Genomic DNA, 19,690 nt, shown 5'->3' with positions numbered 1-19,690 from the left:
CGGATCTGGTGAACCGAACCCCGGTGCGGCGCAATAGAGGTGGTGATGGACGACGACGAGCTGATCGCCCGCCTGGCCGGCGGCGACGACGGGGCGCTGCGAGAGCTGTTCCACCGTCATGCCCCGTGGCTGGCGGCACGGTTGGGCCGAGTGCTGGCGTCCCAGGATGTGGAGGACGTGCTCCAGGAGACCTTCCTGGCGGTCTGGCGCAGCGCCGCCGGCTACCGGCCGGTGGGCTCAGCGGGCGGGTGGCTGTGGGTGATAGCGCACCGCCAGGCCGCGGCCTGGTTGCGCCGGCACGGCCGCGATCCCAGCCCGGTCGACGACCTGGTCCTCGCCGCCCTGCGCGGCCCCGACCCGGTCGGCGACGTGGCCGACACCGTGGTGAACCGCGCCGAACTGGCCGCGGCCGTGGCGGCGTTGGGGCCGGCGACCAGCACCGAACGTGAGGTCTGGCACCTCTACTACGTACAGGACCAGCCGGTGCACGAGGTGGCGCAACGGCTGGGCGTGCCCTCGGGCACGGTCAAGAGCCGGGCCCATCGGGTCCGGCGGCTGATGCAGGCTGCGCTCCTCGGACGCGCGGCGCGGGAGGAGGGGCTGTGAACTCTGCGCCAGGACGGGTTCCGGACGGGCCGGAACCGGACCTCGAACGGGTCTGGCTGGGAGTCGCGTCCGAGGTGTGGCGACGGCGGCCCGGTCCGTGTGAGCGGCTGGCCGCCAGGGCGCTGCGCTCCCCGGGGCTCGCCAGGGCCCTGCTGACCACGCCGTCCCTGCTGCTGCCCTGGCTGGTCGCCAGTGTGCTGGTGTTCGCCCTGGGTGCGGTCGCCTCGGTCGGCACGGGCCAGCCGGTGGTGGCGCTGGCCGCGCCGGCGCTCGCCGCGGTCGCCGTCGCCTATGCCTACGGTCCCGGGCTCGACCCGGCGTGGGAGCTGTCCCGGAGCATGGCCGTGAGCGACCGCAGCGTGCTGCTGGCCCGGGTGCTGGCGGTCTTCGCCCTGGACGCCGCGCTGGGACTGCTGGCCTCCGCCGTCTCGGGCGCCGCCGCCGCGGTCGCCTTCGGCTGGCTGGCACCGATGACCGCGGTCTCGGCCCTGGCGCTGGCCGTGGCGACGACGGCGCGCTCGCCCAACGCGGGTGCCGCCGCGGGCATGGGCGCCTGGGCCATCGCGGTGCTGTCCGGGCAGTCCGCCACCGGGCGGGTCGCCGAGGCCGTCACCGGTTCCGCCTTCGTCCTGCCCTGCCTGGCCCTGGCGGCCGGCTGCTCCGTTGTCGTGCTGGTGATGACCAGAACTCCGAAGGGACTCTCATGAACGTCGAGATCAACGACCTGACCAGGCGGTTCGGCCGCACCCGGGCGGTGGACGGCGTGGACCTGCGCACCGGGCCCGGGGTGCTGGGGCTGCTGGGGCCCAACGGCGCCGGCAAGACCTCGCTGCTGCGCATGATCGCCACCGTCATCCCGCCCAGCTCGGGTACCCTGCGGCTGCTGGAGCGAGATCCCGGCGCGGCGGGCCCGCGCCGCGAGATCCGGCGCCGGCTCGGCTACCTGCCGCAGGACCTGGGCTACTACCCGGGGTTCACCGTGGTGGATTTCGTGGAGTACTTCGCCCTGCTCAAGGAGGTGCCCCCGGCCCGGGTACCCGCCGCGGTGGCCGCGGCCGTGGAGCGGGTCGGCCTGGGGGACAAGGCCAAGTCCAAACTGCGCACCCTGTCGGGAGGCATGCTCCGTCGCGCCGGGATCGCCCAGGCCATCGTCAACGATCCCGAACTGCTGCTCTTCGACGAGCCCACGGCCGGGCTCGACCCCGAGCAGCGGGTCGAGTTCCGCACCCTGCTGCGCGACCTCGGCACCCGGGCGACCGTGGTGGTCAGCACCCACCTGGTCGAGGACGTCGGGGCCGCCTGCGGCGAGGTCGTCCTGATGCACCAGGGGCGCATCGCCTTCCAGGGCACGCCGGAACAGCTCACCGCCCGCGGTGAGGGACACGGCACCGGCGACGCCCCGCTGGAACGCGGCTACAGCGCGGTGCTCGCGGAGGCCCGCTCATGAGCGCCGTGCTGCTGCCCGCCAGGGCGCCCCGCCGGATCGCGCTGCCGGGCGTGCTGAGGACCAGCGCCGGCCGGCTGCTGCGGCTGGAGCTCCGCCGCAGCCCGATGCTGTGGATCCTGCCGCTGGCGGTCCTGGTCTTCTGGCTGGACACCTACCGCAGCACCATGGTCCTGCCCCCGCTGTGGGGCTCACGGGCGCTGATACTCCGTCAGGGCTCGGCCGCGGACGACTTCGCCCCCTTCGTGATCGGCGCCGCCGCCTGGGCGGGCGGCCGCGACCGCAGACGGGGCACCGACGAGCAGGTGGAGGCCACCGCCCTGCCACGCTGGGCGGCCCGGCTGACCACCTGTACGGCGGCGCTGTGCTGGGCGCTGCTGGCCAACCTGCTGTGCGTGGCAGTGCTCTACGGGGTGACCGCCGCCCAGGGCGCCGCGGGTCGGCCGCTGTGGTGGCCGGTCGCGGTCACCGAGGTCGCCGTGCTCGCCTTCGGCGCCGCCGGGTTCGCCGCCGGAACGCTGCTGCCCAGCCGGTTCACCGCGCCCCTGGCCGCCATCGTCGTCGCCCTGATGCTGCGGCAGACCCTGCGCAGCGGCGGCACCTTCGCGTTGCTGTCACCCACCGTCTCGCCCATGTACTCGCTGGAGGCGCTGCGCCCCGACGCCGGGGTGTTCACCCCGTACCTGCCCGATCTGTCGATCACCAGGATCCTCTTCATGGGCGGCGCCGCGGTGGCGGCGCTAGGTCTGCTGGGCGTGCAGCGCAGTTGCGGCGCGATCGGGCTGCGCCGGGCCGCGGCAGCGGTGGTTGCCGTCGGGCTGGCCGCCTCGGTGACCGCCGCCGTCCTGGTCGGCACGGCGAAGTCCACCGCCACCGGAGTGGTCGTCCCGGCCCTGCACGATGCCGCGGACGACCGCCCGATTCCCGCCGTCCTGGTCTGCTCGTCGGGCGCGGTGCCGGTCTGCCTCAACCCGGTCTACCGCCGCTATCTGCCGGCCGCCACCGCGGCGCTGGACCCGCTGCGGCGCGAGGTCGCCGGGCTGCCGGGTGCCCCGGTGCGCATGGACCAGGTGGCCGCCCCGGAGCGCTTCCCGCAGGTGGCCGCCGCCCGGATCACCGGGACGCCACCGGTCGCGCAGGTCTCCTTCGACTTCGGCTACGACGGCGCGGTGTGGCTGGGCCCGGGCGGACAGGGCCGCGGCTGCTGCTCCGCGGTGCAGCTGTGGTCCAGCGCCGCGTACCTGCACGCCCAGGTGCTTCCACTGGTGGCGGTCCCGGTGGTGGACGGCCTGGTCGGTCACGCCGGGCCGGCCCAGCAGGCGGTGTCCGAGGGACTGCTGCAGGCGGTCGGCGTGCCGTCCGACGAACTGGCCGTGCTGGTGGCCGTGCAGGCCGCCCCGGCCGGGCTGTCGGGACCGGGCACCCCGGTCCAGGCCGCCGGGCAGCGGTTCGCCGCGCTGCCCGCCGCCACCAGGCACGCCTGGCTGACGGCCCACCTCGCGGACCTTCGGGCCGGCCGGATCACCCTGGACCAGCTGCCGTGAGCGCGCTGACCATGGGGGCGGCAGGAGGCCGGGCCCTTCGCCGCGGCGCAGCCGTGCGGTTGGTCCGACTGCATCTGCTGAGCCGTCAGGTGCCCGGCGCGCTGCTGGCGCTGGTCGGCTGCGGGATCGCGCTGCGCTGCGTGCTGCTGCTGCACTGGGTTGTCGGCGACGGCGCGGCCGCGCAGCAGACGCCGCTGCTGATCGAGGCGGCGGCCGCGTCGGTGGTCGCCGTGGCGGCCCGCAACCCCTTCGGCGAGAGCGAGCGCAGCACCGGGCGGTGGCTGCCGTACCTGCGGGTCGGCAGTGCGCTGGCGCTGACGGGCGCTGTGGTGGGCCTGCTGGCCGCGGGCGCGGCGGGTGCGCACCTTCCGGGGGGATGCTGGGAACTGCTGCGCAGCGTCGCCGGGCTGACCGGCATCGGTCTGCTGTCGGCCGCTGCCCTCGGCGGCGCGGTGTCGTGGGTCGGACCGCTGGCCTACACGGTGGTCGCGGAGTTCGCTCTGGCCGCAGCCTGGCGGACACCCTGGATCTGGGTCACCAGGCCGGGCCACGACACCGGCGCGGGACTGTTCGTGGTGCTGGTCCTGCTGGCGGGGGTCGTCCTGATCGCCCTGCGCGGCCCGCGTGACTGACCTGGGCCGTGGTGGATCTCCGTGCCCACGGATGTCGCTCAGGTGATGATATGTCAATTCAGGTTTGCTGTAAGGCGCACGTGCCGCGGGGCGGGTTTCGCTGGAAACGAACTGTCTCCCGTGGCCTGTGGCGACGTGACGCGGCTAGGCTGGCACGGTGATCGTCAAGGGAAGCTTCAACGTCAGCAGAACTCTTCCGTTCGTCCGGTTCGATCTGGGGCTCGCGGCGGTGAGCAGCACGGCGGCCTACCTGCTAGTCGACCAGGCCGGCATCGGCTGGCTCGCGCTGCCCTCGCTGCTCGCCACCGTGCTGGGAACCGCGTTGGCGATCCTGCTCGCCTTCCGTGCCAACACGGCCTACCAGCGCTGGTGGGAGGCGAGTGGCATCTGGGCCCAACTGACGGGACAGTCACGGACGTTGATCCGGGTCGCCCGCAGCGTCACCGATGCCAAACTCGCCGACCCCGCGATCGACCCCGACACCGTCCGGGCCTGGCAGCACGAGTTCGCCAACCGGCAGGCAGCGTGGGCGTACAGCCTGGCCCGACTGCTGCGGCGGCAGGACGCCACCCTCGAGCTCACCCGGCTGCTGTCCCCCGAGGAGGCCGAGCTGGTGCTGGCGGCGGACAACCGCCCCGCCGTGCTGGCCCGGCTGCAGAGCCAGGCCATCTTCCGCGGATACGGCCTCGGCATCCTGTCCGGCCTGGACAACTTCCAGATGGAGACCGCCCTGGCCGGTCTGTCCACCCAGCAGGCGCTCGCCGAGCGGATGAGCAACACGCCGATCCCGCGGCCGCACGACTATCTGAGCCGGTTGTTCGTGCACTCCTACGTGGTGGTGTTCCCCTTCGCCGCGATCAGCGCATTGACTTCCTACCGCTGGCTGGTCATTCCCTCCGCACTGCTGATCACCCTGTTCTTCCGCATGGTCGAGCGGGTCGGTGCATCCACCGAGGAGCCCTTCGCCAACCGTACCCAGGACGTCCCCATCACTGCCCTGGCCGTCAACCTCGAACGGGACCTGCTCGAACTGGTCGGCGTCGACCAGCGTCCGGCCAGGCCCGTTCCCGTGGACGGATACCTTTGGTAGCAGCCGGCCAGGAGGCCGGTTGGGATATGCGTCTTGTCACGCTGTGATCCTGGAACCCTGGATTGTATGTCCGGTTTGACTGCTGCGTGATTGTTCCGCGGTCATCCTGCGGTTACCGCGCGTAAGGAATTCCGGGGTGCATTCCAGGGGAATCGGATGCCTTTCACGCGGGCAATTGATCGGGTCTCGGTCGGGTCACTAGTGTCTGCGGTCGAACCACCGCGAAGTCGTCCTCCCGTTCCGGGGGGCCGCGGGGGTTTCCGCCGAGTCCGACCGTACGGCAGTGCCGCTTCCGTGCCATGGGAGTGACCGCAGTGGCTGTCCGTCAGTTTCGGAGCCGGGGAACCATGTTCCCTCGGGGTGAATCGACGTCAGGCCGGTCCGCCGGTGAGGCGTTGTAGGGCGCGTCTTCCAGCCCGAACCCGTCAGCTCACCCGGTAGGCGGACGTAGGAAGAAGGAGCTCGCCTTCGTGGCGTCCCATCGTCGTCCCAGGAATCCCGGTCGCGCCCGCATATCCGTGCTCACGGCTGCCGCGGCCACCACTGTTGCCCTGTCCGCGACCGGCGGCCAGTCGGCGCAGGCGGCGCCGAAGCAGACCACCGCCCAGCTCAAGGCACAGATCGACAAGCTGAACAACGACGCGGACGCGGCGGTTCAGCAGTACGACAAGGCCCAGTCCGACCAGCAGGCGCTGCAGAAGCAGATCAACACACTGCAGGACCAGGTGGCCCGGCAGCAGGCTTCGGTCACCGCCAAGGCCTCCGTCCTCGGCGCCATCGCCAGCGCGCAGTACCGCAGCGGGGCGATCGACCCCTCGGTCCAGCTGATGCTCTCCTCGGACCCGACGGACTACCTCAACCAGGCGTCCGCGCAGAGCCGGGTCGCCGACAGTCAGGCCGCCATCCTCGCCGACCTCAAGGCCGAGCAGGCGACCCTGGACCGGACGAAGGCCGACGCCGAGGCCAAACTGAAGCAGCTGGACGCGACCAGCAAGCAACTGGCGGCTGCCAGGGCCACCATGCAGCAGCGGCTGGACGCGGCGAAGGCCGAGCTGGATTCGCTGACCGCCGCTCAGGCCGCCGCGCTCAAGACCGCTCAGGACGCGGCGGATGCCCAGGCCAAGTCCAGCGCCCAGAACATCGCGGCCGGCCACGGCTCAGGCTCGGGCGCTGGCTCAGGCGGTGCGAGCGGCGGGGGTAGCAGCACCAGCGGTGCGAGCGGCCCCAGCGCGCCGGGCAGCTCGGTCGGCATGGCAGCGCTGGCCGCCGCCGAGACCCAGCAGGGCGACCCCTACCAGCGCGGGGGCACCGGCCCGGACCGCTGGGACTGCTCGGGCCTGACCCAGTGGGCCTTCGCCCAGGCCGGGGTGGCCATCGGCCGCACCACCTACGATCAGATCGACAAGGGCACCTCGGTCAGCCTCGCCGACATCAAGGTCGGCGACCTGGTCTTCTTCAACAACGACTCCCATGTCGGCATCTACGCCGGGGGCGGCCTGCTGTTCCACGCCCCGCACACCGGCACCGTGGTGAAGTTCGAGAAGATGTCCGAGATCGGCTCGATCTACGCGATCCGCCGTATCTGACGGTGCCACGACCGACGACCCCTCATGCGTCGTACCGATCGGCGTTGCCGCCGACCGCGTCCCCGTCGTCCTGGGGGAGTTGTTTGAGGAAGGTGCGTACTGCGTCGGCGAATTCGTCGGGGCGGGTGGCGTGTACGAAGTGGTCGGTGTCCAGCTGGACGGCGCGGGCGCTGGGCCTGCGCTGCAGCATCTCCTGTGCCAGGGCCTGGCTGACGACCTGGCTGCGTGCTCCATAGACCAGCAGTGCGGGGCAGTCGGTGGCCAGCCAGTCGGCCCAGTGGTCGCCCTCACTGAGCTCCTCGGAGTCGATCATGTCCTGGGGATGGAACGGCAGTCGCCAGGTGCCGTCCGGCAGGGCCATCAGGGCGTCGGCGAAGATCGGCCCGGCCGGCCCGAGACCATGGATCAGCTCCTCGCGGGTGGCCGCCCGATAGGGGCTGCCGCTGAGGAAGAGGAAGGGGTTCTTGCCGTCGTCGACCCCCATCACCGCGCCGGCGTCCTCAAGCACGAGGGCGTCGACGCGGTGCGGGTGACGGGCCGCCAGTTGATAGGCGTTCAAGCCGCCGAGCGAGTGGCCGAGGACGACGGCGCGCTCCAGTCCCAGGTGGTCCAGCACGGCGAGGGCGTCGGCGAGGTACCCCTCGCGAGTGTAGTCGGCGGCCCGGTCCGAGGCCCCGTGGCCGCGCTGGTCCGGTGCGATGACCCGCCATCGGGGGCCCAGTGCGTGGGCGAGGGGTGCGAACGCGGCCCCCTGGTCCAGGTGGCCGTGCAGGGCGAGCAGGGGGCGGCCGGCGCCGCCGAAGTCGAGAACGGACAGTCGGCGGCCCTCCAGGTCGAGGGTGCGGCGGACGGGGGTCGGGTGGTCGGCGGTGGTGTTCATCCGGTACTCCTGGGTGGGCTCGTGGCCGGGTGTTCCCCGGCTGGTTCCCTCACCGTAGGGAGTGGGGTATGCAGGCGTATACATGCACTAGTACAGTCGGTTGCCGGTTCCTGGTCAGCGACCGAGGTGCACTAGGTCGGCCGTCCGAGGAGGTCGTGTGACCGATACCTCGTCCCCCTATCTGCGGATCGCCGCGGAGCTGCGCGAGCGCATCGTCTCCGGCGAGCTGACCGCGGGTGAGCGGCTGCCGTCGACGCGTCAGATCGTGCGCGAGCACGGTGTGGCGATGGCCACGGCCAGCAAGGTACTGGCAGTGCTGTGCCAGGAGGGGTCGGCCCGCGCGGTGCCGGGCGTCGGCACCGTTGTCGAGGGGCCCGTCCCGCCCGACCCCCGGCCGGGCCGCACAGCGGCCGGGCCGCAGCGGCTGTCCGTGGCAGCCATCGTCCGCACTGCCACCGCCCTGGCCGACGCCGACGGGCTGACCGCGCTGTCCCTGCGCCGGACCGCGGCGGACCTGGGCGTGACCACGATGGCTCTGTACCGCCACGTCCCGGGCAAGGCACAACTGCTGCTGATGATGGCCGATGCGGCCTTCGCCGAGTTCCCGCTGCCCGAACCCCCGCCACACGGTTGGCGCGCCCGGCTGGACGCTGCGGCGCGCATGCAGTGGGCTATGTTCCGCCGCCATCCCTGGCTGGCCCAGGCCACCTCGTTCACCCGTCCCCTGCTCTCGCCCCGGGCGCTGGCCCACGGCGAGTGGGTCCTCCGAGCTCTGGACGGCCTGGGCCTGGACCCGGTCACGATGATCCATGTGCACGCGGTGCTGGCCGCCCACGTCCGTGGGCTCGCCGCGAACCTGGAGACGGAGGCCGAGGCAGTCCAGGACACCGGCATCGACGACACCGAGTGGATGGACCGACACGGCACCCCGGCCCTCACCTCCCCCCGCCTTGCCGCCGCACTGCCGCTGCTCGCCAGCGTCCCCGAGCACTCGCTCGACCTGGACACGTTGTTCGAGTTCGGCCTGGCCCGCCTGCTGGACGGCATCGCCGTACTGATCGGCGACGCCGCGGACGCAGAGCGATGAGTCGGGGCGTCGGCGGCAGTCCCTCGGACCTGCAGGGCGTGCTGGTCGCCAGGGTCACCGGCCGTCCGTGCTCGGAATGGCCAGCCCGACCCCACCGGAGATCATGCGGGACTTCTGGCGCTACGCGGCAGGGGCCTGAACGGCAGCACCGGCGCCCGCCCGGTCGCCAGGCACACCGCGACGATCATCGTTTGAGTGGCGAACATCCCGATCGCACAATGCTGGGCCGCCTGGTTGGATAGGATATGCGCCGTTCACCCTTGGCCGCGCCGAAGGAAGGACGCCGTTCCATGGGCTGGTCTGGATGGAAGCGAACCACCTTCGGCCCAGGTGTCTTTCACCCGGCCAGTGCACCTGCCGCATCCGGCTACGGCGGCGTCCTGGACGTCGTCTGCCAGGAGGACAAGAGTCCCTACAGCGGCGATCTGTGGGAGCAGCCGTATCTGGGGAACGACTACTGGTCGCCCTTCAGCGACATCGGGCAGCCGCAGGGGCGCGCGATCATCGGATCGCCCGCGCTCACCGCTTGGCAGGACGGCGACCGCCACGATCTGTTTGTGAACGCCGCGACCGGTCTGCTGCACCGGTCGATGCAGCGTCCGTACCCGTGGTCGGACTGGGAGGATCTGGGCGGCGGCCCACCTGGCGGCCCGATTCTGGGCAGTTCCCCGGCCGCCTGCGTCGACAGCGATGGACGGCTTGACGTGTTCTGCATCTCGGGCATCGACTTCTCGCTGCTCCACAAGCGATACCGGAACGGATGGTCCGACTGGGAAAGCCTGGGCGGCCACTTCCCCCGGCAGCTGACGCCCGCGGCGCAGACCTGGGGAGGCGGCCGGGTCGGTGTCTTCGTCGTCGGAGACGACCTCGGAATCCATCACAAGTGGACCGCTGCCGACGGCGCCGGCTGGTCCGGCTGGGAGGACATCGGCGGCGTCACCGAACAGGGAGTAGCCGCCTGCTCATGGGCGCCGGGACGCATCGATCTCTTCCACCGCGGACAGGACGCCGCCGTCTACCACAAGTGGTTCGACGGCGGGTGGTCAGGTTGGGAGAGTCTGGGCGGTGTGACCGACCACGGGATAACCACGGGGAGCCGGGGTCCCGGACGCGTTGACGCACTGGTCATCGGCACTGACGGTGAGCTGTACATCAACGAGTTCTAACGGGACGTCACCCTCGGCGAGGACAGGTCCACGATCAGCACCGGAGTATCGCCCCGGCTCGGCGGTCAGGACCAGCGGATGCCCGGGTTCCTGGGCAACCGGCAACCGGTCGACCAGGCCCGAACGCACTGCGTCGCAGGAAGGGGGCAAGGAGCGCGAGCAGCGCGTCGGGGCGGTCGAGGGGGATGATGTGGCCGCAGTCCTGGAGATGGTGTGCGACCAGGTCGTCGGCGATGGGGCGGAGTTGGTGTTTGAGTCCGGTGCCGACGGGGTGGGAGCCGATGGCCATGGTGGGCATGGTCAGCCGAGCTGTCGCGACGGCGTCCTGGATCTGCTGCGCGCTGGTGGGCAGGGCCCGGTAGTAGGAGAACGCGCAGCGCAGCGCCTCGCTGCCGGTGTACGCGTGGACGAAGGCAGCACGGATCTCGTCGGGTACTCCTCGCCCGAGCGTCCCCGAGTCGAGGAAGAAGTCGATGTACGGGGCCTCGTTGCCGGCCAGGACGGTCTCCGCGAGGCCGGGGACGGCGTGGAAGCCGAACCACCACGGGGCGCCGCCCGCGACGACGTGTTCGGCTCCGGGCAGGCGGCCGAGCAGTGCCTCCATCACGACCAGGCGCCGGACGAGGTCGGGCCTGCGCAGAGCGAGCAGGACGGCGGGGGCGGCGCCCGCGTCGATGCCGACCACCGCTGCCGAGGGCTCGCCGAGTGCGTCGAGCAGTCCTTCGATGTCGGTGGCGAGGGTGCCTGCGTCGTATCCCTCGATCGCGCGGGTACTGGCACCGAAGCCTCGCAGGTCCGGGGCGATGACCCGGTGCTGCCCGGCCAGGCGGCCCATGATGCCGCTCCAGAGTTGCCAGGTGTGCGGGAAGCCGTGCAGTAGGAGGACCGCGGGTCCGTCCCCGGCTATCGCGACGTTCAACTGGACGCCGTTGGTCGCGATGCGGCGCAGTTGGGGTGTGGTGGTGACAGGCATGACGGTTCCCCTGGGTGATTACCATTGGTTACTACAGAACGATAGGTAACTGTCCGTCCGCTGCCTAGACGGCACTTTCCGGGAAGGTGGTGAGCCACAGGTGACCACCCGAGGAGCCCGGGCAGCCGGTCGCGGGGTTCGCGGGGATCTGTTCGATCCCGAATGCCCGACGCGGCAGTTGCTGGACCGCATCGGTACCAAGTGGACGTCCATGGCCGTCAAGACGCTCGCCGATGCCGCACCGGACGAGGTGCGCTTCGCCGAGCTGAGGCGCCGGATGCCCGGCGTCTCGCAGAAGATGCTGTCCGTGACGCTGCGCAGCCTGACCCGCGACGGGCTGGTGTCGCGTCGGGTCGAACCGAGCGTGCCGCCGCGGGTCTTCTACCGACTCACCGGACTCGGGCTGTCCCTGGAAGCCGCGCTTGCCGGGCTGCGGACCTGGGCTGAGGAGCACATGTCCGAGATCGAGCGCGCCAACGAAGCCGTCGACCAGGAGGTCGACGGGGGATAGGCAGGCCGGTTCCGTGCTCAGTAACTTGCCCTGGAGCGGTGCCCTGGAGCGGTGCTCGGACGGGCCCAGCGCCATGTCCGATTCCCGCCAGCACCCAGGCTCGCCAAGCGGCATTGTGGCAGGTGGAACCTATGACGAGAGGGAGGCCACGATGACCGCCTGGACGACGATCACCAGCCCGCTGGGAGACCTGCTCCTGGTCGGGGAGGAAACCGGCAGCGGGTTCGTCCTGACCGGGCTGTCCATGTCGGGCCAGCGCCGTGCCCCGATTGCCGAGCCCGGCTGGAGACGTGACAGCGGACCGTTCGCGGACGCCACCGGCCAGCTGGAGGAGTACTTCGCGGGCGAGCGCACCCGCTTCGAGCTCCCGCTCGCCCCGGTCGGCACGGACTTCCAGCAACGGGTGTGGCGCGCCTTGGACTCGATCGCATCCGGGACCACGACCAGCTACGGTTCCCTGACCGCGCAGCTGGGCCTGTCCCGCGAGCGCGTGCAGGCCCTGGGCGCGGCGATCGGTGCCAACCCGCTGCTGCTGGTGCGGCCCTGTCACCGCGTCATCGGCGCCGACGGCTCGATGCGCGGCTACGCCGCCGGCGTCGAGCGCAAGGTCTGGCTGCTCACCCACGAGGGTGCCCTGCAGCCCGCCCTCATCTGACGCGCCGCCACGCCCACCGCCCTGCGCCGGCACAGGACCAAGGAGAGACCGCCACCATGATGCAGACCACGCAGCCCGCAGCTCCGGTCGCCGGCCGGGTCGCCGGCACCGACTGGGAGGCCCTGGCCGGGGCGCTCGACGAGCACGGCCACGCCCTGATCGGACAGCTCCTGACACCGGACGAGTGCGCCGCCATCGCGGCCCTCTACGACGAGCCCGACCGGTTCCGCACCACGGTGGACATGGCGCGTCACCGCTTCGGCTCGGGCCAGTACCGCTACTTCACCCACGACCTGCCCGGCCTGGTCCGCGACCTGCGCGAAGCCTTCTACCCCAGGCTGCTGCCCATCGCCCGGGACTGGGCGGCCAGGCTGGGCAGGCCCGCCCCCTGGCCCAACACCCTCCAGCAATGGCTGCGGATGTGCCACGAGGCCGGCCAGGCCAGGTCCGCGCAGATCCTGCTGCGCTACGGCCCCGGCGACTGGAACGCGCTGCACCGCGACGTGTTCGGCGAGATGCTCTTCCCGCTGCAGGTCGTGGTCGGACTCGACGCTCCGGGCAGGGACTTCACCGGCGGGGAGTTCCTGATGACCCAGCAGCGCGCCCGCGCGCAGACCCGCGGTTGGGCCACGACCCTGCCGCAGGGGCACGGCCTGGTGTTCACCACCCGCGACCGGCCGGTGGCCGGCAGCAGGGGTTGGTCGAACGGACCGATGCGGCACGGGGTCAGCACCGTGCGCTCCGGGCGCCGTCACGCCCTGGGGCTGGTCTTCCACGACGCGTCATGACCCCCACCCGGCCCGCCCCACTCACCCCGCCTGCTGGAGCAGAGATGAGCGCTCTGATCCCGCGTCCGGTCACCCAGGTGGCGCCCGGCGCGGTGCACGTGCCGAACTGGCTCACCCTTGAGGAGCAGCGCCGACTCGTGGCCGCGTGTCGCGGCTGGGCCGCGGGGCCGGTGCCGATCCGGCACACCCGGCTGCCGCGCGGCGGCGTCATGTCGGTGCAGACGGTGTGCGTGGGCTGGCACTGGCAGCCGTACCGGTACACCCGGACCGCAGGTGACGTGAACGGTGCCCGGGTCGCCCCGTTCCCGCACTGGATGGTGCTGCTCGGGCGCCGCGCGGTCCTGCGCGCCTACGATGACCGGGAGGCCGCGGACGCCTACACCCCGGACACCGCACTGATCAACTTCTACGACGGACAGGCCACCATGGGCATGCACCAGGACAAGGACGAGGAGTCGTCCGCACCCGTGGTCTCGCTGACCGTCGGCGACAGCTGCGTCTTCCGCTTCGGCAACACCGAGACCCGTACCCGCCCCTACACCGACGTCGAACTCGCCTCCGGTGACCTCTTCGTCTTCGGCGGTCCTTCCCGCTACGCCTACCACGGCGTCCCCAAGGTCCGCCCCGGCACCGGCGACCCCGCCACCGGACTGCGCAGCGGGCGGCTGAACATCACCATGCGGGTAGCCGGCCTGACCGACACATGGCCTGCCCCTGCCGCCGCTGGGGCGCGGTGAGAGGGCACGGTAGCCCGGGTGCCGACGGGGACGGGTCCGCCGGCACCCGGGCCGGGCGCCGGATCAGCGCCGTTTCCGGGGACTCCCCGCGGTACTACCGGAAGGAGTTGAGGTACGCCTCGGTCGGCGAGCCGACACCGGTCGCGTTGTCGAAGCCCTTGGTCGCGGCGAGACCGTAGTCGCGGCCGAAGGCCACCAGGCGGATCCGGAGGCTGCCGCTGACGACGCCCAGGTCGGCAACCGCGTTCAACGGCTGCTTGCCCTTGCCCAGCGTGTGGTTGACCACATCGGTGAAGGACTTGCTGCCGAAGCGCTCGTACAGCTCCGGGTTGGCGAAGCCGATCGGGCGGCCGTGGCGGACCTGGATGGCGTCGGCCTGGACGCCGCTGAACTCCGGGGCGGAGACGCTGGTGCCGCCGTAGCCGCCCTCGCTGTAGGGCGCGCCGTCGGACATGCCGACCAGGACCGAGGTGTAGAGGTCGCCGTTCATGGCGACGTCCGGGGTGACCCGCTGGGCGGTCTTGCTGGTCGCGCCGGTCATCAGGGTGTGCGACAGAGTGCTGGGGACGACCGTGCCCTGGTACCACGGCTGGGCGAAGTCCTCGCTGGTGCCGCCGCCGCCGCCGAAGTAGAAGGTGCCGGGGAACGGGGTCCAGCTCTTGCCGTCCGCGCTCAGCACGGAGCGCTGGGTGCCCATGTCGGTCTCGAAGCCGTAGGCCCCCGCCTTGTTCCTGACGGCCAGTGCGGTGCCGCCGACATCGGTCACCCAGGTGTCCGAGGACGGGAACCCGGTCTGCGCCCGGGTGCTGGTCGGGTCGCAGTTGGTTCCGGTGGCCGCGGCGGCCGGGGACTCGTCGCCGCAGTCGCCGGACGAGAAGTCGAACCCGATGCCCTCGACCGCGCCCTGCTGGAAGATCTGCTCGTACGCGGCGACCTGGGCCGGGGTCTCGTCACCCGAGGTCGAGTGCATCAGCCCGGACCACGAGTTGGAGACGACGTCGGCCAGGTGCTTGTCGACGATCGTGCTGAGCGCCGCCAACAGGTCCTGGTCCGAGCAGGAGTTGGCGCCGACGTAGACGACATCGGCGTCCGGCGCCATCCCGTGCACCATCTCGACGTCCAGCGACTCCTCGCCGGCCCAGCCCGCTGCGCCGCCGCAACCGTCCTTGGGACCGGTCCTGGTCCATGCGGCGGGGTCGACCACCTCGGTGTACTGGCCCTTGCGGAAGGCCCGGTCGCCGTGGGCGGTGGCGAAGCGGTTGGCGTCGGCCAGCATGGTGGAGGAGCCGTAGGCGTCCACGATCGCGACCCGGGCGCCCTTGCCGGTGAGGCCGGAGGCGGTCACGCCGTAGGCCTTGCGCAGTTGGGCGGGGGTGAAGGAGCACTGGTCGAAGCTGGTCTTCGCGGTGTAGCCCCTGGGCGCTCCGCTGACCGTCTTCTGGCCCCAGTAGTCGGAGCAGGTCGCCACCGTGGGCAGACCGGGCTTCGGCTTGGGCTTCGCCGTGCCGGCCGCGGTCTGTGCCTCGGACGCGTTCACCGAGATGGACTGCGGACGGTTCCGCGGGGCGTTCTGGCTGAGGCCCGTCACACCGAGGATCGCGCTGGCGACGGAGGCGGGGAGCACGGCGTCGCTGCTGGGTGCCTGGCGCAGTTCGCCCTGGACGGCGTACTCGTGCAGGTGGGTGCCGAAGGCCCGGTTCACCGCGGCGGCGGTGCCGTGCACATCGACGTAGTGGGCGCTGCTGCCGGCGATCTGGAGTCCCGCGCCGGTCGCCCAGGCGTGCACCGCGGCGATCTGGGCCGGGGTCGCACCGAAGCGCTGCTGCACCTGGGCGGGCGTCAGGAACCGGTCGTACTGTGCGGTGCCCGCGGTGGAGACGGCCTTGGCGTAGGCGGCCAACCCGGCCGGGTCCTGACCGGCCAGGTAGACGCGGGCGGTGAGCTGCTCGCTCGACGGCGTCGCGCCCTTGTCGGCGGAGGCGGCGGCCCACTGCGGGCTGGTGCCGACCAGGGTCCGTGCGGAGGGCGCGGGGACCGCGGCCTGGGAGGACGGGGCCAGGACCATGGCGCCTGCGACCATGGCGAGCGAGACGGAGGTGATGGCCGCTATCCGGCGGCGGCGATTGCGCGGGGGCAGGGCGTCGGAAATGACGACTCCAAGGATGAGTTCACGATGAGGGCGAGGATGGCCGACCGCCTGCGGTGAAATGCCGGGTTCAGACATCCGTGCTGATATGTACACGCGGACGGAATGTCCGGGCAAGTGGTTTGTGATAATGCGCATACCGGCGGCCGAATGGAGCAGAAAAGGCCGAGTGGGGCGGGATTCCGGCCCCTCGCGACGCGTGCCGCGGAGTGTGCCCCACCATTCGGGGGTGTCGCCCCCGGAGCCTCGAAGACGGCTCCCAACTGGCACTGAGTTCCCGTCAGCACCGGCCCGGTCCGGGACCGACCAGGACCACAGCCCCCCAATCGGTCTGTCCACCCCCCGATCGACGCATGTGTGCCCACCGCTCGGGGGTATCCCGGAGATCCGGAGTGCTGCAGGATGATCGCGTCAGTCAGTCGTTGTCGACCGGACCTCGCGGGATATTTCGGCCCCGGGCACCGTGCTGCGCAGAATTGCGCCATGAATTCACTGGAAGCCGCGTTTTCCATTCACGCTGAACGTTCGCTGTTCCGGTGACCCCTCACACAGGAGGTCCAGGAGGTCCCGGATCTCGGCGTACTGCTCCAAGGGTCTTGGATTGCTGGTTGCCAGGTGGAATGTTTCCACTGCGTATGTGCTGCTGACCTGCTTCCCGTCGGCCAGGTGGAGCACGATCGTGATCCGGCGCTTGCGGATGTCGGGCCGGGGGCCGTCGGGGTGCGCCTGCGCGGTGGCCGATACCAGCATGGAGCGCAGGTACGTTCGGGTGTGCAGCGGCCGGCGGATCCGGATGTGGTTGGGCCCCACGTAGAGACCGGTGAGGCCGAAGCGGACCAGAAAGGCCGTGGGTACGTCCGTGAGGACAAGGAAGAACACCAGCAGGCCCGTTGCCCCGGCGTTCCTTGTGAGCTCGCCGGCCAGCCCGGAACTGATGAACGAAGCGGGCAGCAGCGCGAAAAAGTACGCCCTCTGGCGTGGGCCGCCCGGCCAGGTGACGCGCATCAGACGCTTGCGGCGGATCGGACGGAACCGGCGGATCGGACGGTACCGGCGCACTGATGGCATGTCATTCCCCCCTGGGGGCCCAGGTTACGAGGAGCCCAGGGGGCGGCAAAAGACCGTGGGCGTCGAGATTCCGCCGCGCTGCGCCATGTGCCGTCGTCGTCCAGGGAGAGAGCCCTGGGGCTCAAGCCAGCTCCTCCTTGAAGCCCTGGCGCCACGACGGGTAGCGCAGCTGCCAGCCCAACTGCTGCTTGGCCTTGGTGTTGGAGAACCCGCGTCCTTGAGTCATCATCACCACGGCCTGGTCCCCGGCCAGCAGTCGGCCCAGCCACACCGGCACGCGCATCGGGCGCTTCGCCCCCGCGCATTCCGCGAGGTAGGGAAGCCACTCGCTTGCCGGGGCCGGTTCGTCGTCGACGATGTTGAACACGCCGCGCGCCTTCTGCTCCACAGCCAGGACGGTGGCGCCGGCCGCGTCGTGCAGGTGGATCCAGGAGCTGAAGCCGGTACCGCGGCCCATCAGCGGGTACTGCCGCTTGCGAAGCAGTACCACCTGGTCGTCGATGGCGCCCGGACCGTAGAACGCGCCGTACCGCAGCACCGCACCACCGGCCCGGAGAACGGCGTCCTCGGCGTAGCGCAGGGTCTCCAGCCCGAACTGCGCCGCGGTTCCGACCAGCAGGTCCAGCGGGTCCTCCTCGGTCTTGATCCAGCCGCCCTCGCGAATGCCGTTCCAGCTGGCATAGCCCTGCGCCACGACATGGGACACCCCGCTGGCCTCGGCCGCAGCGAGCAGGTGATCGGTACCCTCCCGGCGCAGCCGGTTGGTCAGGGCGAACCAGCGGTCGGGGTGCTTGATGTCGGGCTTGCCCGCGTGCGCCATGGAGATCGCCGTCATCTGATGCACGATCACCTCAGGCCGGGCCTTGGCCACTGCCTCGCCGACCGAGCCCGGATCCAGGCCGTCCATCACCACACCGGTGGCGCCCAGCCGGCGCGCCAGGTCGAGCTTGGCCTCGCTCGTCGTTGTCGCTGTCACCTGGTGGCCCCGTGCCACGAGCTGCGGCACCAGAACCTGTCCCAGGACCCCGGTCCCGCCCGCTACGAACACCCGCATGACCATCACCCTCCTGACGTATGCGTTTCGCCTCTACTACCGGAGACAAGACAGCCCTCCTTTCTGTGACCTGAACAGAAGTGATCTGCATCACCCGTCGCGCAGGCGCGTTGGTCCGCGCCGCCCCCGCGAGTACTGACGCCGCCGTCGACCCATGGAGGAAAACCCCTTGGAACCTTGACTCGGCCTGGCCGTACCATGCCCGGGCCGGCAGCCCCTGCTCTCCGCACTTCGCCGGCATCGATCCACCCCCAGCGTCAGGGAGTCGGAATGTCTGCTCAACGCGCCCTGCTGCCACGTTCGGCACCGGCTGCCTCGGGGATCTCGTCCCGTTCGATCGCCGCGCTGCTGGACCGGCTCGAAGCACGCTCGGGGGAGTGCCACTCCGTCATGGTGGTGCACCGCGGTCACGTCGTCGCCGAAGGCTGGTGGGCGCCGTACTCGGCCGAACGTCCGCATCTCCTCTACTCGCTGACGAAGTCGTTCACCTCGATCGCCGTGGGGCTCGCGGTCGCCGACGGGCTGCTATCGCTGGACGACCGGGTGGTGGACGTGCTGCCCGACCACGTCCCGGCCGGCATCTCCGAGCAGGGCAGCCGCATCACCGTTCACCACCTGCTGTCCATGACGGCCGGGCACCCCACGGACAGCCTCGCCGAAGCCTGGGAGCTGGAACCCGACGACCTGGTGAAAGGCTTCCTGAGCCTGCCGTTCGCCGCGGCCGAGGGAGCGCGGCACACCTACGACAACTCGACCACCTTCATCCTGGCCCGAATGGTGGAGCGGGTCACGGGTCGCGGTCTCCCGGAGTTCCTCGACGAGCGGCTGTTCAAGCCGATGGGCGTCGACCACGCCGAATGGGACCGGGTGAAGAGCGGTGCCGCCTTCGGATTCCACGGACTGCACCTCACGACCGAGGCCATTGCCGCCTTCGGCGAACTACTGCTGTGCGGCGGCCGCTTCGGTGACGAGCAACTCGTCCCGCGCGCATGGGTGGAGCTCGCGACCAGTCGGCACATCGACAGCGAGTGGATCCTGGACGGATCCGACCAGGCGGACTTCGCCCACGGCTACGGCTACCAGTTCTGGATGTCGCGTCACGGCTACCACGGCCACGGCTCCTTCGGACAGCAGTGTGTGGTGGTCCCCTCGCACGATCTCGTGGTCGCCGTGACCGCCCAAGGGGAGTCCCAAGAGGTACTCGACGCCATCTGGGAGTGCCTGCTGCCCGGAGTGGAGCAGGTGGGAAGCGCCCAGGACGACGAGATCCTCGCCGATCGGCTGCGGCGACTGTCGTTGTCGCCGGTGCCGGGTTCCGCCGACCCGGGGCGTTCGGCGGGCGCGACGCTCGACGCCTCCGCCGAGGGCTCGGCCCTGCCCGACGGGACCACGGTGACCATCGATCCCACCGACGGCGGATGGCTCGTACGGTTCGAGTCGCTCCTCGACGTCGAAGTCGGGCACGGCACCTGGCGGGAGAGCTCCCCGCTAGGCCGGCCCGTCGTCGCGGCCGGCGCCTGGCAGGGCAGCACGTTCGTCGCCGATCTCTACGTCATCACCACCCCGCACCGCGTCCGGCTGGCCGTCGACGCCGAGGCGGGGACCGCGTCGGCGATCTGGAGCACAGTGCCGCTGACCGGTCCCAGCCTGGAACTGCACCTGCGTTCGCCACTGATGACACGACCTGACGTCGGGTAGGAGGCGGCGGCCGAGCGGTCCGGGG

General features: G+C 71.3%; 19 protein-coding genes and 1 riboswitch. Of the genes, 14 read left to right on the top strand and 5 right to left on the bottom strand.

Going from position 1 to position 19,690, the window contains the following annotated elements; translation table 11 throughout:
* The first annotated feature begins 45 nt into the window (after positions 1 to 45).
* The 7 genes from IF29_RS0130065 to IF29_RS0130035 all read left to right on the top strand — a co-directional run bounded on the left by IF29_RS0130065 (position 46) and on the right by IF29_RS0130035 (position 6,902).
* The gene (locus IF29_RS0130065; RefSeq protein WP_037597144.1) at positions 46 to 606 is read left to right on the top strand and encodes an RNA polymerase sigma factor; all 561 of its coding nucleotides are present in this window, start codon (positions 46 to 48) and stop codon (positions 604 to 606) included.
* A complete protein-coding gene (locus tag IF29_RS0130060) occupies positions 603 to 1,313 on the top strand; it encodes a hypothetical protein (RefSeq protein WP_051726207.1) in 711 nt (236 codons plus the stop codon). The genes IF29_RS0130065 and IF29_RS0130060 overlap by 4 nt, the downstream gene beginning before the upstream one ends.
* Positions 1,310 to 2,053, top strand: coding sequence for an ATP-binding cassette domain-containing protein (locus IF29_RS0130055; protein ID WP_030261451.1), 744 nt, complete (start codon positions 1,310 to 1,312; stop codon positions 2,051 to 2,053). Before IF29_RS0130060 ends, IF29_RS0130055 begins: the two co-directional genes overlap by 4 nt.
* Positions 2,050 to 3,594, top strand: a complete 1,545-nt coding sequence (locus IF29_RS46345) for a hypothetical protein (protein WP_030261449.1) — start codon at positions 2,050 to 2,052, stop codon at positions 3,592 to 3,594. The genes IF29_RS0130055 and IF29_RS46345 overlap by 4 nt, the downstream gene beginning before the upstream one ends.
* The gene (locus tag IF29_RS45350; protein ID WP_157623996.1) at positions 3,591 to 4,226 is read left to right on the top strand and encodes a hypothetical protein; all 636 of its coding nucleotides are present in this window, start codon (positions 3,591 to 3,593) and stop codon (positions 4,224 to 4,226) included. Before IF29_RS46345 ends, IF29_RS45350 begins: the two co-directional genes overlap by 4 nt.
* A gap of 157 nt (positions 4,227 to 4,383) precedes the next feature.
* The gene (locus IF29_RS43975) at positions 4,384 to 5,316 is read left to right on the top strand and encodes a bestrophin family protein (protein WP_030261446.1); all 933 of its coding nucleotides are present in this window, start codon (positions 4,384 to 4,386) and stop codon (positions 5,314 to 5,316) included.
* Between the two features lie 306 nt (positions 5,317 to 5,622).
* A riboswitch (cyclic di-AMP (ydaO/yuaA leader) is annotated at positions 5,623 to 5,776 on the top strand.
* A 10-nt stretch (positions 5,777 to 5,786) separates the two neighbouring features.
* Complete coding sequence (locus IF29_RS0130035; RefSeq protein WP_030261440.1) at positions 5,787 to 6,902, top strand: C40 family peptidase; 1,116 nt, start codon at positions 5,787 to 5,789, stop codon at positions 6,900 to 6,902.
* Positions 6,903 to 6,924: 22 nt separating this feature from the next.
* On the opposite strand, the gene IF29_RS0130030 is transcribed toward IF29_RS0130035, so the two are convergent.
* Complete coding sequence (locus IF29_RS0130030; RefSeq protein ID WP_051726205.1) at positions 6,925 to 7,782, bottom strand: alpha/beta fold hydrolase; 858 nt, start codon at positions 7,780 to 7,782, stop codon at positions 6,925 to 6,927.
* A 157-nt stretch (positions 7,783 to 7,939) separates the two neighbouring features.
* Here IF29_RS0130030 and IF29_RS0130025 point away from each other — a divergent pair, with 157 nt between their 5' ends.
* On the top strand, positions 7,940 to 8,869 hold the full coding sequence (locus tag IF29_RS0130025) for a TetR/AcrR family transcriptional regulator C-terminal domain-containing protein (RefSeq protein WP_030261437.1): 930 nt from the start codon (positions 7,940 to 7,942) through the stop codon (positions 8,867 to 8,869).
* 260 nt (positions 8,870 to 9,129) lie between these two features.
* The gene (locus tag IF29_RS42480; protein WP_157623995.1) at positions 9,130 to 10,035 is read left to right on the top strand and encodes a DUF8189 domain-containing protein; all 906 of its coding nucleotides are present in this window, start codon (positions 9,130 to 9,132) and stop codon (positions 10,033 to 10,035) included.
* Between the two features lie 34 nt (positions 10,036 to 10,069).
* On the opposite strand, the gene IF29_RS0130015 is transcribed toward IF29_RS42480, so the two are convergent.
* Positions 10,070 to 11,008 carry an alpha/beta hydrolase gene (locus IF29_RS0130015; protein ID WP_051726203.1) on the bottom strand — a complete coding sequence of 313 codons (939 nt, stop codon included), beginning with the start codon at positions 11,006 to 11,008 and terminating at the stop codon, positions 10,070 to 10,072.
* Between the two features lie 100 nt (positions 11,009 to 11,108).
* On the opposite strand from IF29_RS0130015, the gene IF29_RS0130010 reads away from it, so the two are divergent.
* The 4 genes from IF29_RS0130010 (at position 11,109) to IF29_RS0129995 (ending at position 13,699) form a co-directional block, all read left to right on the top strand.
* Positions 11,109 to 11,519 (top strand): winged helix-turn-helix transcriptional regulator, encoded by a 411-nt coding sequence (locus IF29_RS0130010; RefSeq protein WP_030261432.1) that lies wholly within the window; start codon positions 11,109 to 11,111, stop codon positions 11,517 to 11,519.
* A gap of 151 nt (positions 11,520 to 11,670) precedes the next feature.
* Positions 11,671 to 12,174 carry a methylated-DNA--[protein]-cysteine S-methyltransferase gene (locus IF29_RS0130005; protein ID WP_030261431.1) on the top strand — a complete coding sequence of 168 codons (504 nt, stop codon included), beginning with the start codon at positions 11,671 to 11,673 and terminating at the stop codon, positions 12,172 to 12,174.
* 56 nt (positions 12,175 to 12,230) lie between these two features.
* Positions 12,231 to 12,962 (top strand): 2OG-Fe(II) oxygenase, encoded by a 732-nt coding sequence (locus IF29_RS0130000; protein ID WP_030261429.1) that lies wholly within the window; start codon positions 12,231 to 12,233, stop codon positions 12,960 to 12,962.
* Between the two features lie 44 nt (positions 12,963 to 13,006).
* Complete coding sequence (locus IF29_RS0129995) at positions 13,007 to 13,699, top strand: alpha-ketoglutarate-dependent dioxygenase AlkB family protein (RefSeq protein ID WP_030261427.1); 693 nt, start codon at positions 13,007 to 13,009, stop codon at positions 13,697 to 13,699.
* A gap of 94 nt (positions 13,700 to 13,793) precedes the next feature.
* Here the strand turns inward: IF29_RS0129995 and IF29_RS0129990 are convergent, their stop codons facing one another.
* The 3 genes from IF29_RS0129990 to IF29_RS0129980 all read right to left on the bottom strand — a co-directional run bounded on the left by IF29_RS0129990 (position 13,794) and on the right by IF29_RS0129980 (position 17,973).
* Positions 13,794 to 15,779: a S53 family peptidase gene (locus tag IF29_RS0129990; RefSeq protein ID WP_030261425.1), complete on the bottom strand. Its 1,986-nt coding sequence runs from the start codon at positions 15,777 to 15,779 to the stop codon at positions 13,794 to 13,796.
* Between the two features lie 555 nt (positions 15,780 to 16,334).
* Complete coding sequence (locus IF29_RS0129985) at positions 16,335 to 16,913, bottom strand: hypothetical protein (protein ID WP_157623994.1); 579 nt, start codon at positions 16,911 to 16,913, stop codon at positions 16,335 to 16,337.
* A 121-nt stretch (positions 16,914 to 17,034) separates the two neighbouring features.
* On the bottom strand, positions 17,035 to 17,973 hold the full coding sequence (locus tag IF29_RS0129980) for an NAD-dependent epimerase/dehydratase family protein (RefSeq protein WP_198037589.1): 939 nt from the start codon (positions 17,971 to 17,973) through the stop codon (positions 17,035 to 17,037).
* Positions 17,974 to 18,237: 264 nt separating this feature from the next.
* On the opposite strand from IF29_RS0129980, the gene IF29_RS0129975 reads away from it, so the two are divergent.
* Entirely contained in the window at positions 18,238 to 19,665 is a 1,428-nt protein-coding gene (locus IF29_RS0129975) for a serine hydrolase domain-containing protein (protein WP_030261420.1), read from the top strand.
* Positions 19,666 to 19,690: the final 25 nt, after the last annotated feature.

This window comes from Streptacidiphilus jeojiense (assembly GCF_000719095.1).
Lineage (GTDB): Bacteria > Actinomycetota > Actinomycetes > Streptomycetales > Streptomycetaceae > Streptacidiphilus > Streptacidiphilus jeojiensis.
This window is presented reverse-complemented; position numbering and strand designations above follow the sequence as displayed.

What these genes read in the sequence shown, in the direction of transcription:
- IF29_RS0130065 (WP_037597144.1), top strand. Translation starts at nt 46, where the DNA reads ATGGACGACGACGAGCTGATCGCCCGCCTGGCCGGCGGCGACGACGGG.
- IF29_RS0130055 (WP_030261451.1), top strand. Translation starts at nt 1,310, where the DNA reads ATGAACGTCGAGATCAACGACCTGACCAGGCGGTTCGGCCGCACCCGG.
- IF29_RS46345 (WP_030261449.1), top strand. Translation starts at nt 2,050, where the DNA reads ATGAGCGCCGTGCTGCTGCCCGCCAGGGCGCCCCGCCGGATCGCGCTG.
- IF29_RS0130030 (WP_051726205.1), bottom strand. Translation starts at nt 7,782, where the DNA reads ATGAACACCACCGCCGACCACCCGACCCCCGTCCGCCGCACCCTCGAC.
- IF29_RS0130015 (WP_051726203.1), bottom strand. Translation starts at nt 11,008, where the DNA reads ATGCCTGTCACCACCACACCCCAACTGCGCCGCATCGCGACCAACGGC.
- IF29_RS0130005 (WP_030261431.1), top strand. Translation starts at nt 11,671, where the DNA reads ATGACCGCCTGGACGACGATCACCAGCCCGCTGGGAGACCTGCTCCTG.
- IF29_RS0130000 (WP_030261429.1), top strand. Translation starts at nt 12,231, where the DNA reads ATGATGCAGACCACGCAGCCCGCAGCTCCGGTCGCCGGCCGGGTCGCC.
- IF29_RS0129995 (WP_030261427.1), top strand. Translation starts at nt 13,007, where the DNA reads ATGAGCGCTCTGATCCCGCGTCCGGTCACCCAGGTGGCGCCCGGCGCG.
- IF29_RS0129990 (WP_030261425.1), bottom strand. Translation starts at nt 15,779, where the DNA reads ATGGTCGCAGGCGCCATGGTCCTGGCCCCGTCCTCCCAGGCCGCGGTC.
- IF29_RS0129985 (WP_157623994.1), bottom strand. Translation starts at nt 16,913, where the DNA reads ATGCCATCAGTGCGCCGGTACCGTCCGATCCGCCGGTTCCGTCCGATC.
- IF29_RS0129980 (WP_198037589.1), bottom strand. Translation starts at nt 17,973, where the DNA reads ATGGTCATGCGGGTGTTCGTAGCGGGCGGGACCGGGGTCCTGGGACAG.
- IF29_RS0129975 (WP_030261420.1), top strand. Translation starts at nt 18,238, where the DNA reads ATGTCTGCTCAACGCGCCCTGCTGCCACGTTCGGCACCGGCTGCCTCG.